The 14496-nt window shown below is 65.3% G+C and carries 10 protein-coding genes; 1 reads left to right on the plus strand and 9 read right to left on the minus strand.

From position 1 onward, the window contains the following. Positions 1–12: 12 nt before the first annotated feature. The 3 genes from ASC83_RS06680 to ASC83_RS06690 all read right to left on the minus strand — a co-directional run bounded on the left by ASC83_RS06680 (position 13) and on the right by ASC83_RS06690 (position 4906). On the minus strand, positions 13–630 hold the full coding sequence (locus ASC83_RS06680; protein ID WP_056059687.1) for an exosortase H-associated membrane protein: 618 nt from the start codon (positions 628–630) through the stop codon (positions 13–15). A gap of 26 nt (positions 631–656) precedes the next feature. Further along, positions 657–1262 (minus strand): exosortase H, encoded by a 606-nt coding sequence (xrtH, locus tag ASC83_RS06685; protein WP_056060045.1) that lies wholly within the window; start codon positions 1260–1262, stop codon positions 657–659. A 158-nt stretch (positions 1263–1420) separates the two neighbouring features. Beyond that, positions 1421–4906 (minus strand): IPTL-CTERM sorting domain-containing protein, encoded by a 3486-nt coding sequence (locus tag ASC83_RS06690; RefSeq protein ID WP_235509328.1) that lies wholly within the window; start codon positions 4904–4906, stop codon positions 1421–1423. A 464-nt stretch (positions 4907–5370) separates the two neighbouring features. Between ASC83_RS06690 and ASC83_RS06695 the strand changes: the two genes are divergently transcribed. After that, a complete protein-coding gene (locus tag ASC83_RS06695) occupies positions 5371–5679 on the plus strand; it encodes a hypothetical protein (protein ID WP_056060049.1) in 309 nt (102 codons plus the stop codon). Between the two features lie 142 nt (positions 5680–5821). Here ASC83_RS06695 and htpG read toward each other — a convergent pair whose 3' ends face one another. The 6 genes from htpG to ASC83_RS06725 all read right to left on the minus strand — a co-directional run bounded on the left by htpG (position 5822) and on the right by ASC83_RS06725 (position 14454). After that, positions 5822–7795, minus strand: coding sequence for a molecular chaperone HtpG (gene htpG, locus ASC83_RS06700; RefSeq protein ID WP_056059689.1), 1974 nt, complete (start codon positions 7793–7795; stop codon positions 5822–5824). Between the two features lie 158 nt (positions 7796–7953). Beyond that, positions 7954–8889 carry a hypothetical protein gene (locus tag ASC83_RS06705; RefSeq protein ID WP_056059691.1) on the minus strand — a complete coding sequence of 312 codons (936 nt, stop codon included), beginning with the start codon at positions 8887–8889 and terminating at the stop codon, positions 7954–7956. Positions 8890–8985: 96 nt separating this feature from the next. After that, complete coding sequence (locus ASC83_RS06710; RefSeq protein WP_082522370.1) at positions 8986–10287, minus strand: triacylglycerol lipase; 1302 nt, start codon at positions 10285–10287, stop codon at positions 8986–8988. A 42-nt stretch (positions 10288–10329) separates the two neighbouring features. Continuing rightward, positions 10330–11190, minus strand: a complete 861-nt coding sequence (locus ASC83_RS06715) for a pseudouridine synthase (protein ID WP_056060055.1) — start codon at positions 11188–11190, stop codon at positions 10330–10332. 322 nt (positions 11191–11512) lie between these two features. Beyond that, positions 11513–13849, minus strand: a complete 2337-nt coding sequence (locus tag ASC83_RS06720; RefSeq protein ID WP_082522371.1) for a bifunctional diguanylate cyclase/phosphodiesterase — start codon at positions 13847–13849, stop codon at positions 11513–11515. Next, positions 13846–14454 (minus strand): methylamine utilization protein, encoded by a 609-nt coding sequence (locus ASC83_RS06725; protein ID WP_056060061.1) that lies wholly within the window; start codon positions 14452–14454, stop codon positions 13846–13848. The genes ASC83_RS06720 and ASC83_RS06725 overlap by 4 nt, the downstream gene beginning before the upstream one ends. Positions 14455–14496 lie beyond the last annotated feature (42 nt).

Consider the following 14496-nt stretch of genomic DNA (forward strand, 5'->3'; position numbering starts at 1 on the left):
CGCTGGCCAGGCTCAAGGCGAGGACGTGGCAGGCGGCAGCGAATCGCGCCAGCTGCGGATCAGCACATCGTTCACAAATTTACGGTCCATCCACAGCCACAGCAGGATAGGTACCAGCGTAGGCAGCACCAGAGAGCCCAGCTGGTAGCCATACACAATGGCCTCCATTTGCCACTGAGATACCCTGAGCAGACGGATGTCTGCCTGGGCGGCCAACACCATTTGCATCAGGGCGCTCATCGTCAGACTGAATGCCTGGACCGGTAGCAGCAGGACATACCCTGCAGCCGCACGGCCCAGGCGCCCCCGGCCTCGGGCCGCCAGCAGCAGCGCAATGAAGATCGGCAGCCCGTAGGCGTAGCGTGCTGTGCTGACATCGATGGTGATCTCCCCGCGTCGCCCGCCCGCGTCGGGAACAGGCACGGAGATCGCGGTATCCACCTCCATGGTGCCCGGCGACAGATGCACCTGCCGCACCCACATCGGCGCACTCTGCTCCAGCGCCATGTGCGAAAGCACCCCCACGGGGTAGGAAGTCCATGCGGACACCTGCGACCACACAGTCGTCAGGGCCACGATCCACCCGAAGGCAGACAGCATGAAGATCGTCAAGGGAGAGAGTCGGCGCATGGGCAGTCCGTTCCTTCGCTTTCGGCTCATCGCACGGGCGGCGACAGGTCCAGAGACGCGCTCACCAGCGGGTCGTCAGGCTTTGGAGAGACTGCGGAGTACGCCGGGGGCGCAGGTGGATCTTCAGGCGGCGATGGAGGCCCGGACGCTTCCTGCGACTTGCTGCCTGCGCGCACCCAGAGCAGCCAGACAACCAGCACGTCCAGCATGATGAGTGCCTGCCACAGGTACTCGTGCGCAAAGTTGAACACTTGCGTGTTCCACTGCCCGAGGTAGAAAAGACTGATCACCCGCACCACGTTGAGCCCTTGCACCGCCAGAAAGCCGACCAAAAGGCCCACCAGCTTGTGGCGCCAGGACGAGGGGAACGCCATCACGGCAGCAAACAGCACGATGCAGGCTTCGATGCCGTTGCATCCGGGCTCGATCGAAACACCAAAGCCGGTCGCGGTGTTCCAAAGCACCTTGCCCGCCGCCGCAGCGGTTTCGTCAAACAGCATGACCAACGCCACGCAGGCGCGCGCCAGCAACTCCGTCCACGGAAGAACCACATGCTGCTGTACCACGCCCAGCATGTTGATGCCAAAAAGGGAAAGCTGAAGCAGTACAAAGGTCAGAAAAAAACGCAGCATGGAACTCTTGGACAACAAAGCTGCCTGCAAAGATTCAGGCGAAGCTTCCATTATCGACAAACAAAAAAGCGGCCAGCACGCCTTGGTGCGTGCTGGCCGACACCAGCCGGAGCGCTTCGCAGATGTGCGAAGCGCCGAGGGGGACTACTGCGAAGCGGTCAGCGACGACGCCCCCGTGCCGCCTGCCCCCAAGCCATCAGGCCCAGCAGGGTGGACAGGATGATCAGCCCCCACTCCGACAAGGTTGGAATGCTGCTGGTCCCGCTGGGCGACACCGACACCGTGGTGGTGGTGGTGCTGGAGTTGTTGCCGGGATTGGTGTCACCCGGCGCATCCAGCGTGGCTGTGTTGACCAGCGGACGTGCGCCGGTATAGGGCGATGCCAGCGCTGTCACCAGCGTGAAGGTCCGCGAAGCCCCCACTGCCAGGGGCCCGATCGCGCACCGCACTGTGCCTGCCGCATTCACGCAGCCAACGGCCGAGACAAAGCTCACCCCCGCAGGTAGCACATCCACCACTTGTGCGCCATCGCTGGCCAGAGGGCCGTTGTTGGTGACCGTCAGTGTGTAGTTGAGCGATGCGCCAGGCGCCAAAGGCCCCACAGGTGCTGACTTGACCAGGGCCAGATCGGTCGCCACGGTAAAGCGGCGCGCAGTGGTGTCATGCGTGACCACGTTGTTGGCCAGGGTGGTTTCCGTCTCGTCCACGGTCACGCTGGCCCGGTTGAAGGCCGTGCCGCTGGTGGCACCCGCCACCGTGAGCGTCTCCGCACGCATGGCATAGGTCACCGTTGCCGTCTGGCCACTGTTAAGGCCTGGGAAAACGCAGCGCAGCGTGCCACTGGTAGCGCCCACGGTCGGCTCGGTACACACGCCCCCCGCATTCACGGTCAACGCACCTTGGTAGCTGAACGTCGCGGTCGGCGCCGAGCCTGGGGCCGGGAAGATGTCCGTCATCACCACATTGGTCCCATAGGAAGGTCCGCTGTTGTTGATGGTGATGGTGTAGGTGGTCGGTTGCCCCAGGTCCACCGGGTCGGCGCTGTCCACCTTGTTCACCAGGATATCGAGCTGTGCGGCCGTGACGGGTGTCGTGGTCGTTGCGCTGTTGTTGCTCGTGTTGGACTCGGCAGTGGCAGTGGTTGCAGCGATGCTGTTGACGACGTTGCTGCCCGCAGCGTTGCCCAGGGGCCGCATGCGATAGGTGGCCGTCTGCTGCGAGCCCGCCGTGATGCTCGTCCAGGTGCAGGTGAGGGTTCCTCCGACGGTGCCCGCCGTGATCGGCGAGCAGGATCCACCGCCGCTGACGGTGACCAGCTCGATGAAGGCGGCGTTGGAGGGCAAGGTGTCCACCATCTGCACCGTTTGCGCGGTGGACGGCCCGGTGTTTCCGATCGTCGCCACGAAGGTGATCGGTGCTCCGGCAGCCACGGAGGAGGGGGTCGCGGTCTTGGCAGCCGTGACATCCACCAGGGCGGTGACCTGGCTGGTCACGCTGCCGCTGTTGTTGGATTGATCAGGATCGCCCACATCGGTGGACCGCACGGTGGCCGTGTTCGTGCGATTTCCGGTAGCTGCGATATTGGGACGTACCACCAGGGTCACCGTCGCTTGTGCACCTGCTGCCAGGGTGCCCAGAGAACAGCTCAGGTTCTGCGAAGTCCCGTTGGTCACCCCGTTGGGCGTGCAAGAGCCCTGCGAGGCTGTAGCAGACTGAAAGCCCCCCGTATTGACCAGGCTGGCCAACGTGTCCGACACCACCACATTGGTGGCCGTTGCAGGGCCCAGGTTCTCCACGGTGATGACATAGGTCAGGTTCTCGCCGGCCACCACGGTGGTGGGCGACGCCGTTTTAGACACCACCCGCAGATCGGCCTGCGTTGCGGTCGATGTGACGCCGACCCCCGCACAGTTGTTGGCGGCATTGCTGTCCACCCGTACGCCTGCCCCCAGGGCCACGCAGGCGTTGTTGGTGGCCGTACCGGTGCCGGTCAGCATGGCAGAGACGGTGACCACAGGCGCGTCGGTGTTGGCCGACAACGCAGTGGAGCGAGAGCAGTTCCAAGCACCAGGCCCTGCAAACGGCAAAGCATCGCAGGTCCATCCGGTCGCGCTGACGAGGGTGTTGAGGGTGACCCCCGCCGGAACCTGGTCTGTGATGGTGATGGTCTGGCCCGCCGGGATGGCCAAGGGGCCGGTGTTGCGTGCTGTCAGTGTGTAGTTGAATGGCTGGTTGGGCACCACCGGGTTGATGCTCGCCGTTTTGGTCAACCGCATGTCTGCGTCGTTGCTGGACGTGACATTGGCCGTGGCGCTGTTGTTGCCAGGCACAGGGTCGGGCAGCGCGGTGCTGACACCCGCCGTGTTGCTCAACACCCCGGTGTTATCCGCCGTGGCTGTCACGGTAATCGCGGGCATGTTGCTGAAGTTGGCGCCCGTGTACTCTGACCGGGTGCAGGTGATGGTGGCATCACATGTCCATCCGGAGCCCGCCGCAGAAACAAAGGTCAACCCCGCCCCCAAGGTGTCGGTCACCGTGACGACCTGCCCTACCAGCGACATGCCGCCATTGAGGCGGGGCGTCAGGGTGTACACCACGTTGGCACCCTGCGCCACGTTGGAACTGGCGGCCGTCTTGGTGACCGACACATCCGCTCCAGCGTTGGAGGCCACATCTACAGTGACCGTGTTGTTGGTCAAATCCCCATCCGGCATGGTCGCGCTGTCTGGCTTGCGGCCAGCCACAGCAAATGCGGCAGTCACAGTGCCGTTCACATTGGACACAGCAGGCACGGTCAACACCGAGGTGGTGGCACCGTTCGCCAAGGTGCCCGAGCGGGTACAGCTCACGTTGCCACTGCTCAGCGGATAGCCGCTGGACGGCGTGCACGACCAGCCACTGCCCGAGGGTGCTGCGGTGATCAAAGCCCCGGCAGGCACGGTGAAGCTAATGCTCTGGCTGCCATCTGCCGCGTCCGGCCCCTGGTTGGTAGCCTGCAATGCGTAGCTGTAAGCTTGGCCTGCATTCACGCTGGCAACAGACGGAACTGCAGACACCGAAAGGTCAGCCGCTTGCGTGGCCGTTGTGGCCTGGATGCTGTTGACGTTATTGCTGGCGTTGGGGTCTGCAGTGGTGCTGCCCGCCGTGGCGGTGTTGGTCCACACCCCAGCCGAAGGCAAGCGCACGCGCACCGTCACCGTTTGATTGGCATTGAACGGAATGTCGCCCAAGGCGCAACTGACCGTGCCGCCAGCCTGGTTGCAGGTGCCTGCGGTCGTGTTCACATCAATGAAGACGGAACCTGCGGGCAAGGTGTCTGTCAACGTGACACCCACCGCCCCATTGGGTCCGTTGTTGTCGATGCGCAGCGTGTACGTGAAGATGCCGCCAGCTGGGCCCGGGTCCGGAGAGTCTGCGTGGTTCACCACCAGGTCCGCAGACTGCGCCAGGGCAGCGCCCGCGACCAGTCCATTCGCCAGCAGCAGCCAGCCAAACCGGCGCAAGGCGCGGGATGCCCGGCGGGATTTCGCCGCCCAGCGTTGATGGCGCATGCCCTGCTCGGGCTGCGTAGTACCGTCAAATTCCTGCATCTGTCTACTGGGCGGATGCGCGCCCACAAAGAGGCGCGACAACGGATTGAACATAGTTGGTCCTGAAGTGATGAACAGCTCAAGTTTTTGGCCACGCCGCAACCTCACCAGCCCCTTTTCGGGTTGGTAAAAATCGGTGTGAGGGGAGACCGCGAAGAAGCCCAGCCTTGGTGGCTGAAGCAGCACTCGAATCTAGCCACGAAACAGGCGCATTGCTGCGGGGCAATAATCGTTAACCATTGCGTGACGCAATGCGTATCGTTCGCACCACTCGCGTGCAGTGCTGTGGTGATCAATTCGGCGGGAGAAGGCGCGGCCCTTGGTTTCCTTGGCCCGCGCAGGCCATCAGGGCTTCAGTGATTCACGCGTTGGAGCGCAGGACATTCCGCGCACGCCAACGCAGTGAACTCCGCTGCGGACGGCAGCGTTGTGCGGCGTTATGCAAGGCCCGTGAGGCTTGAGCAAAGCCAACACGGTGGGCTATGCTGCACCCTATCAACACGCCCCCCCCCCCGCCCATGAAGGACTGGATACGCAACGTTTTTTCGATCCGACAGACACGCCGCCCCGCGCCGGTGGGGCAGGTGCCTGCGGTCGGCACGGACATCCAACGGGAGGCGCTGAAGATGGCGGTCACCCATCGGATTTCGGGGGAGTTGTGGGACTGGCTGGTGCTCTCCGGCTGGCGCAATCTGCCAGTGGCAACCGACCGGCGTCGCGGCATGCGGCTACCCGATGAGGCCCTCAAGACTTTGATGGATGCAGCCCCACAAGAGCGCAACCAGGTGTATGCGCGGCTGCTGGAGCAGGCTCAGCCGCTGGAGTGAGCTGGCCCCGCAGTGGCCAAAGAAAACCCCGGGAGCAATCCAGCCCCGGGGTTTCACTTTGAATGGCTTCCCAGCCCCTATTCACGCGGGGTGAAAGCAGATTTCGCCCCGGGGGTGCACCTGCCCACCACCTGCGAGAACCTCAGGCCAGCAGCGCGTTCACGCGCTTGACGTACGCCGCAGGGTCTTCTGGCAAGCCGCCTTCGGCCAGCAGGGCCTGGTCGAACAGGATGTGCGCCAGGTCATGGAAGTGCACGCTGCCGTCGAGCTTCTTGACCAGCGCGTGCTCGGCATTCACCTCCAGCACGGGCTTGGTCTCGGGCGCCTGCTGGCCGGCCTGCTTGAGCATGCGCGCCAGCTGGGTGCTCATGCCGTCGTCCTGCACCACCAGGCAGGCGGGCGAGTCGACGAGGCGGGTGGTCACGCGAACGTCTTCGGCCTTGTCCTTCAGGGCTTCCTTGAGCTTGGCGAGCACGGGCTTGAACGCCTCGGCAGCCTCTTCAGCGGCCTTCTTCTCGGCCTCGTCCTGCAGCTTGCCCAGGTCCACGGCGCCCTTGGCCACGCTTTGCAGCGGGGTGCCGTCAAACTCGTGCAGGTAGTTCAGTGCCCACTCGTCCACGCGGTCGGTCATCAGCAGGACCTCGATGCCCTTTTTCTTGAAGACTTCGAGCTGTGGACTGTTCTTGGCAGCAGCCAGGGTGTCGGCAGTGATGTAGTAAATCGCCTCCTGGCCTTCCTTCATGCGGGCCTTGTAATCGGCAAAACCGACCGTCACGGCGTCGCTGGTGGTGGATGCAAAACGCAGCAGCTTGGCCAGGCGCTCGCGGTTGCCAAAGTCTTCACCCAGGCCTTCCTTCAGCACGGCGCCAAACTCGGCGTAGAACGCGGTGTACTTGCCTTCCTTGGCTTTGTCGTCGGCATCCACCACGTCGGTCACGCCGTCGGCGCCCGCTGCGGTGTCGTGCCTGTCGTGCTTGGCCAGGTCTTCCAGCATCGAGAGCACGCGCTTGGTGGAGCCTTCGCGGATGGCACGCACATCACGGCTTTCCTGCAGCAGTTCACGACTCACGTTCAGCGGCAAGTCGGCCGAGTCGATCACGCCCTTGACGAAGCGCAGGTAGGTGGGCATCAGCGCTTCGGCGTCGTCCATGATGAACACACGCTTCACATACAGCTTCACGCCAGCCTTCTTGTCGCGGTTCCACAAATCGAACGGCGCCTTGGCGGGGATGTACAGCAGCTGCGTGTATTCGGTGTTGCCTTCCACGCGGTTGTGCGCCCAGGTCAGTGGGGCTTCGTGATCGTGGCTGATGGTCTTGTAGAACTCGGCGTACTGCTCGTCGGTGATGTCCTTCTTGGGACGCGTCCACAGGGCGCTGGCCTTGTTGATGGTTTCCCACTCGCCCGTCTTGACCATGCCGCCGGGCTGGCGGCCCCCGTTTTCGTCGTTGGGGTTGATCAGCTCGCCGTCTTTCCACTCTTCCTTTTCCATCAGGATAGGCAGGCTGATGTGGTCGGAGTATTTGGCGATGACCTGCTTGAGCTTCCAGGCGTTGAGGTATTCCTCGGCATCGTCACGCAGGTGCAGGATGATGCTGGTGCCGCGCTGGGCGCGGGTGATGGTTTCCACCTCGAAGTCGCCCGTGCCGCCGCTGATCCAGCGCACGCCTTCGTCGGCCTTCAGGCCCGCACGGCGCGATTCCACCGTGATCTTGTCGGCCACGATGAAGCCGGAGTAGAAGCCCACGCCGAACTGACCGATGAGCTGGGCATCCTGCTTCTGGTCGCCCGAGAGCTTGCCCATGAAGTCCTTGGTGCCGCTCTTGGCAATGGTGCCCAGGTGGTCGATGGCCTCCTGCTGGCTCATACCAATGCCGTTGTCGGTGATGGTCAGCGTCTTGGCGGCCTTGTCAAAGGTCACGCGCACTTCAAGGTTGGGCGCGTCTTGGTACAGGGCGGGCTTGTCCAGCGCCTCAAAACGCAGCTTGTCGCAGGCGTCCGACGCGTTGGAGATCAGCTCACGCAGGAAGATTTCCTGGTTGGAATACAGCGAATGGGTGACCAGGTGCAGCAGCTGGGCCACTTCGGCCTGGAACGACAGGGTTTGCTTGCTCATGGAGGGGTTCTCTCTATGGAAATCGGTCTGAACGAATACGAATGGGATCGGCACAAAAAATCACGCCTGCCGAACCAGCAGGCGTGATGTAGGGGCGTGCACCCGTTTTTCAAGGGCCAGGCATGGCGGTCGTTGACCGCCCGGCCGGGCCTCAGTGCTCAGCCGTCGGTGGTGATGCGCTCGATCAGCGTCTTGAGCATGGTGTCGGCCTTGTCGTTGGCCACCTGGCAGGTGCCCGCCGCCGCATGGCCGCCGCCGCCAAACTCCAGCATCAGGTTACCCACGTGGGTCTTGCTGCTGCGGTCCAGAATGGACTTGCCGGTGGCAAACACCGTGTTCTGCTTCTGCAGGCCCCACATCACGTGGATCGAGATGTTGCACTGTGGAAACAACGCATAGATCATGAACCGGTTGGTGGCCCAGATGGTTTCCTCGTCGCGCAGGTCCAGCACCACCAGGTTGCCGATGCGAATGGCACAGCTTTGCAGCTGGGCCTGGGCCTTGGGGGCGTGCTCGCGGTAAAGATTGACGCGCTCTTGCACATCGGGCAGCGCCAGGATCTCGTCGATGGTGTGGTCGCGGCAATACTGGATCAGGTCCATCATCAGCGCATAGTTGCTGATGCGGAACTCCCGAAAACGCCCCAGGCCCGTGCGCGAGTCCATGAGGTAGTTCAGCAACACCCAGCCCTGGGGGTTGAGGATGTCGTCGCGTGAATACTGCGCCGAGTCGGCCTGGTCCACGGCGGCCATCATCTCGTCGGTGACGCGCGGGAACGCGGCCTTGCCGCCATAGTGGTTGTAGACCACGCGCGCAGCCGAGGGGGCGTGGGCCTCGATGATGTGATTCTCGTCGCGGCGACCCGAGTTGCGGATGGTTTCGGACTCGTGGTGGTCGAACACCAGGTGCGCACCCGGCACATAGGGCAGGTTGGTGGTGATATCGCGGCTGGTGATAGGCACCTTGCCGTCCTGCATGTCCTTGGGGTGGACAAAAGTGATCTCGTCGATCAGGTTCAGCTCATTGAGCAGCACCGCGCAGACCAGGCCGTCAAAGTCACTGCGGGTCACCAAGCGGTATTTCGCATCACTCACTAAATTCTCCTTGTTACGTAGCGCACCGCGACATGGTAGCCGCGCCCCGGCCCCTGGCAAGCGCCGCCTGCGTCAAAAAGCAGGCCGCCCAGGTACTCATGCCTGTATCCATTCCTGCAGCTGCCGCGCCACGCCCGCATCTGCCAGCAGGTCCAGGTGGCCCAGGCGATAGAACACCGCCTGCCGGGCCTTGGCAAAGCCCAGCGTCCTCTCGGGATCATCGTGGATGCCCAGCGCACTGTGCAAGGGCACCAACCCGTCCCCCACCAGCCGCTCGCCCACCGGGCTGCGCCGCGCGGCCAGGGTGGCCGCCACCGCGTGGCACGCCACGGCGGAAGGCAGCGGCACCGGGGTGCGCTGGTCGGGGCTTTTGCGAAAGCGATCGCGCCCCTGCCAGTCCGTATCGAGCACATGGCCGTAGCGCAGGTCGGTGATGCCCGCACTGCGCAACTGGGCCAGGCGGGCAAAGGGGCGTGAGTACGCGGTGCTGCCCAGCAGCACGTCCACCCAGTGGCCCGCGCGCTCCAGGGGTGCGCCGTGGTGCGGGGTGCCCAGAAAAACCAGGTGGCGCAGCCGGGGCAGCCAGCCGCCGGAACCTGCCGGGGCCTGCGCGGCATGGTGACAGGCGCTGCGCGCCACAAGCCCACCCATGCTGTGGGCCAGGATGGACAGCTCCGTCACCGGCACGGGCCACGAAGCCACCAGGGATGCAAGCAGGGCCGATAACTCGGCCCCGTTGGTGGATGTGTGCTGGCCGGTGTTGTAGCGCAGGTAGACAGGGGTGTAGCCCAAGGCCTCGGCCAGATGGGCGCCATGGTCGTGGCCATGGCGCAGCCACTGCAGGTCGTTCATGCACAGGCCATGCACCAGTACCAGAAGCTTGCCCGTGGCGGCGCCCGGTGCAGCCAGCGCGCGCAAGTCCAGGGGCAGACCCTGCTGGTACCAGCCCATCTGCGTGCACAGCGGGTTGCCGTCGCGTTGCAGGCGGTCGCCCATCACGCCGTTGAGCGCGGCGATGACCGCCTCGCGCTCCCAATGCACTGCGTCGGATGACGTGGCCGGAGCAAAAAACGGTTCCAGCCGCGCCAGCCCGGCTTGCACGCCCGCATCCACCAGCTGCGTTACCCCCCGGATGCTTTGGTACACCAACCCGGTCAGCCCCCGCGTACGACCCGGCTGGTCACCGCCCTGCAGCCCCAGCGTGCCCAGCACCGACTGGTGCACCCCCTCGGCCACCCGGCTGATGCCGGTGGTGGCCTGCGCGGCCAGGCGCGCGACACCGCGCAGGTCGGACGCCCGCAACTGGCGCAGCGGGTTGGCCTTCGCCGCAGTGGCGCCGTCGACCGGAGGGGCAGAAGCAGCAGGCTTGCGCAGCCGGGGTGTGGACGGTGGGGGCATGAAAGGGCTCCGTTTAAAAAGTGTCAGGGAGCCCGCAGGCTCTCAGAACCGCTCGTTGGGCGACAGGTAGCGCCACTGCCCCACAGGCAGGTTGCCCAAGGTCACGCGGCCGATGCGGATGCGCTTGAGACCCACCACCTTGAGCCCCACCAGTTCGCACATGCGGCGGATCTGGCGTTTTTTGCCCTCGGTGAGCACAAACCGCAGCTGCTCGGGGTTTTGCCAATCGACCTTGGCGGGCCTGAGCGGTTCGCCGTCCAGGCTCAGGCCATGGCGCAGGCGTTCCAGCAACTCTCGGGGAAACACCGCCTGCACATTGGTGCTGACCGGGTCACGCTCGTCGATTTCCTGCAGCGGCGCGGAGCGCTCGCCGAGGTGGCGTGGCACCGCCTGACCGGGGGCCTGGTAGACCACGCGCACCAGGTACTCCTTTTCCATCTCGGAGTCCTCGCCAATGATCTGCCGGGCCACGCGGCCGTCCTGGGTCAGCACCAAGAGGCCCACCGAGTCGATATCGAGCCGCCCGCAAGGTGCCAGGCCCCGCAGCTGCGGCGGGGAGAAGCGGTTGCGACTGGGGTCATCGCGCCAGTGGGTGCGGGGGTTGATCAGCGCCACGGCGGGCGTGTGACCGTCCTCGGCCTGGCCGCTCACATAGCCAATGGGCTTGTTCAGCAGGATGGTGACGCGCTGCTCCTGGAAACCCTGGGCAATCTTGTCCACCTCGATGCGGTCGGCCGCCGTGACCTGCTGGCCCATGGTCGCCACCACGCCGTTGACCTTGACCCAGCCCTGCTCTACCCAGTCGTCGGCCTCGCGGCGCGAGCACAGGCCCAGCTCAGCCATGCGCTTGTTCAGGCGCGAGGTGGGCAAGCCCCCCACGGTGCTGGTGGCAGGCGCAGGCACCTGGCGCACGGGCGCCACAAAGGCGCCTGACGCGACGCGGTAGCTGGACGGCGCTGGAGCGCGGGAGGGACGGGGGGCCCTGGGTGGGGGCGCAGGCCGTGCAGGCGCAGGCTTGGCCGCCAGGGTCGGGCGGCGCAGCACAGGACGCGCGGCAGGCGCAGAGGAAGAAACAGGCGTGGAGCCGCCAGCGTCAGAGGCTGGGGCAGCAGCGGAGCCCGCGGGCGGGCGAGAGGAGGAGGAAGACATTGCGTGTATTTTCGCCTGTGAACTGCTTTGAACAGGTTCTTCGCCCCCAAACTGAGATGCAACGGCCTGGCGCCAGCTACCCCTGGCGGGCTTGCCAGGCCAGGAAATCATCCACCGGCAGGGGCCGCGCAATGTGATACCCCTGCGCCTCGTCGCAGGCCAGGAGGCGCAGGCGCTCCAGGATGGCGGCGGTCTCCACGCCTTCGGCCACCACGGTGAGCCCGAGGTTGTGCGCCAGGTCGATGGTCGAGCGCACGATCATCGCGTCGTCTTCGCCCGTCTCCATGCCCATCACAAATGACTTGTCGATCTTGAGCTCATCGACCGGCAGGCGCTTGAGGTAGGCCAGCGACGAATAGCCCGTGCCGAAATCGTCGATGGACAGCTTGAAACCCTGCTCCGACAGGCGGTTGAGCATGGCCTCGGCGCGCTGCGGATCGTCCATGATCGCGCTTTCGGTGATCTCCAGGCAAAAGGCACTGGCCGCCACTCCGTGGCGCGCCAGGATCTCAGCGAGCCGGTGGCTCAGCTCGGGGTCGAGAAGGTCGCGGGTGGAGAGGTTGACCGACACCCTGAGCGGCAGGCCCTGCGTGCGCGGGTCGGCCAGCAGGCGCGCGACTTCTTCAAACATCCACAGCGTGAGGTGGCGCACAAACCCGGTCTGCTCGGCAAACGGGATGAACTGCATGGGCGGCACCAGCCCGCGCTGCGGGTGCTGCCAGCGCACCAGCGCCTCGGCCGCCAGGCCCGGCTGCCCGTGCAAGGGCACCTTGGGCTGCAGGTACAGGCGCAACTCATGGTGCTCCACGGCGTGGCGCAGCTCGGTCAGCAGCGACAGGGTCTGCGCACTGGACGAATCAAAGGCTGCGTCGTACTGCAGGGCTCCGCTGAGCTTGCGCTTAGCGGCATACATGGCGATTTCAGAGCGGCTGAGCAGCGTGTCGGCGTCACCCGCATTGCCCGGCCAGCAGGCAAAACCAATGCCTGCGCTCAGGTCCACCGTCTGGTCCTCAAAGGCCAGCGGTTGCTCGAACGACTGGTTGATGCGCTGGGCAATCTCGTGTGCCGCAGCGGCATCGGCGCGCTGCAGCAGGATGGCGAACTCATTGCCCCCCAGGCGCGCCACCATGTCATCGGGCGAACGCACCTGCTGGCTCAGACGCTCGGCCACGGCCTGCAGCAGGCGGTCGCCAAAGGCGTAGCCCAGCACGTCGTTGACATGCTTGAAGCGGTCCAGGTCCAGCGTGAGCACGGCCAGCGGCTGCGCAGGATCGGCACTTGCGGCGATGGCCTGCACCACGGCGTCACGAAAGCGCTCCCGGTTGGGCAGGCCCGTCAGGCGGTCCCAGTAGGCGAGGCGGCGGATTTCGGTTTGCTGCGCGCCGATGTCCACGCGCATGTGATCGAACGAACGCGCCAGGTTGCCGATCTCGTCCGTGCGGTCGGTGTGCTCCAGCGGAACATCGTATTCACCGCGTGAGAGCCGCTGCGTGGCCGCCAGCAGCGAGCGCAGGGGCGTGGTGAGCCGTTGCGCCACCAGGCCCGTGCCTGCCGCAAACAGCAGCACACCCGCCACGGTGATGATGGCCAGCAACACCTGCAGCTGGCGATAAGGCGCCACCACCTCGTCCACCGAACGCAGCAGCAGCGAGTGCACCTCCCCCCCCACGCTGTCGAGCTTGCTGGAGCGCGCGAGCAAGGTGCCCTCGGCTGTCTGCAGCTCGCCTGCCGCGCCACCGGTGCTCAGCAGCAAGGCCCGCGCATCTGCGGGCAAGGTGCTGACCGACAGGGTCATCGCCCCCTCCGGGGACTTGATCATCAGGGCCACATGCACCGATAAGAGCTGCCGCATTTCGTCGGCACGCGACTGGTCAATGCGAAAACCCATCAACACCCAGCCAATGACCACCGGCGCACGCATGGGCACCATCACGAACTGGTAGGGCACGCCATCCATCACCGCGATCTGGCTGCCCTGGGGCTGCTGCGCCAGGCGCGGCACCACCTGCCGCAGCGTGGCCGGGAATTGCTCCATGCTGTCGGACAGGCTGACCGCGCGCAGCTCCAGGTCCGTTCCGAGCAGCGCAGTCACGGCTGCGCCGATGCGGCTGCCATGGTTCTCCAGCACCGACTGAATGGTTTCCTCGTCCCCCGAGTTGACCGCCGAGCGAAAGCCATAGTCAGCCGCGAGCAGGGCCGATCCCTGGCGCAGCTGCTCGGCATTCTGGTCGAGCAGGCGGCGCCAGATGTTTTCGTCCAGGTCCAGGGCCCGCGCGATCTGGGCGCGGGCATTGCGGTCGATGGAGGCCCGCACCACGGCAAACCCTGCCGCCTGCACGATGAGCAGCAGCAGCAGCGACAACCCCACCAACCGCAGGATCAGGCTGCGCCGGGCCAGGCGCAGCCGCTTCAAGGTTGCAACCCCGTCATGCGCACAGACGCCGTGGCGGAGCCTGTAGCGGGCACGGTCAGCGCCTGCTCCAGGGCTGGGGCACCCACCGGCAGGCGGGTGTGCCAGGTGCGCAGCGTGTAGGTGCCGGGCGGCACATTGTCGAGCTGCGCCTTGCCCGTGGCGGCGGGGGTACGGGCGTAGTACGGCGTGTCCACCACCAGCACCCAGCCCACCATCTGGTCATGGATGTTGCAGCCCAGGGCCACCACACCGGCCTTGTCAAACAGCACCGGGTTGGATGGCGTGCCGCTGTAGAGCTTGAGTTCGAACTTCTTGGCCGGCGAGAAGGAGTACACATGGTGCCGCACCGAGTCGCGGTTGGGGAACAGCACCTCGGTGCCCACCGGCACCACCAGCAGGCCGGGCACAAACTGCCGTTTCTCCTGCGCCATCTCCACACCGGTCAGCGGTTTGACCTGCTTGCGCGCCTCGGCCGAGTCCAAGAACACCACCGCATCGGCCACAGGCTTGCCCGCAGCGTCGGACACATCCACCTGCACGGTGCCTGCCTGCGCGCCGCCGGCCACCAACGCCAGCGCAGCGAGTGCCGCTGACGAGGTACGCATGGCGTGACGCAAGGCTTGGCGCACCGCGCGCGGCCGCAGCGT

This window comes from Acidovorax sp. Root402 (genome assembly GCF_001425125.1).
GTDB classification, from domain to species: domain Bacteria; phylum Pseudomonadota; class Gammaproteobacteria; order Burkholderiales; family Burkholderiaceae_C; genus Acidovorax; species Acidovorax delafieldii.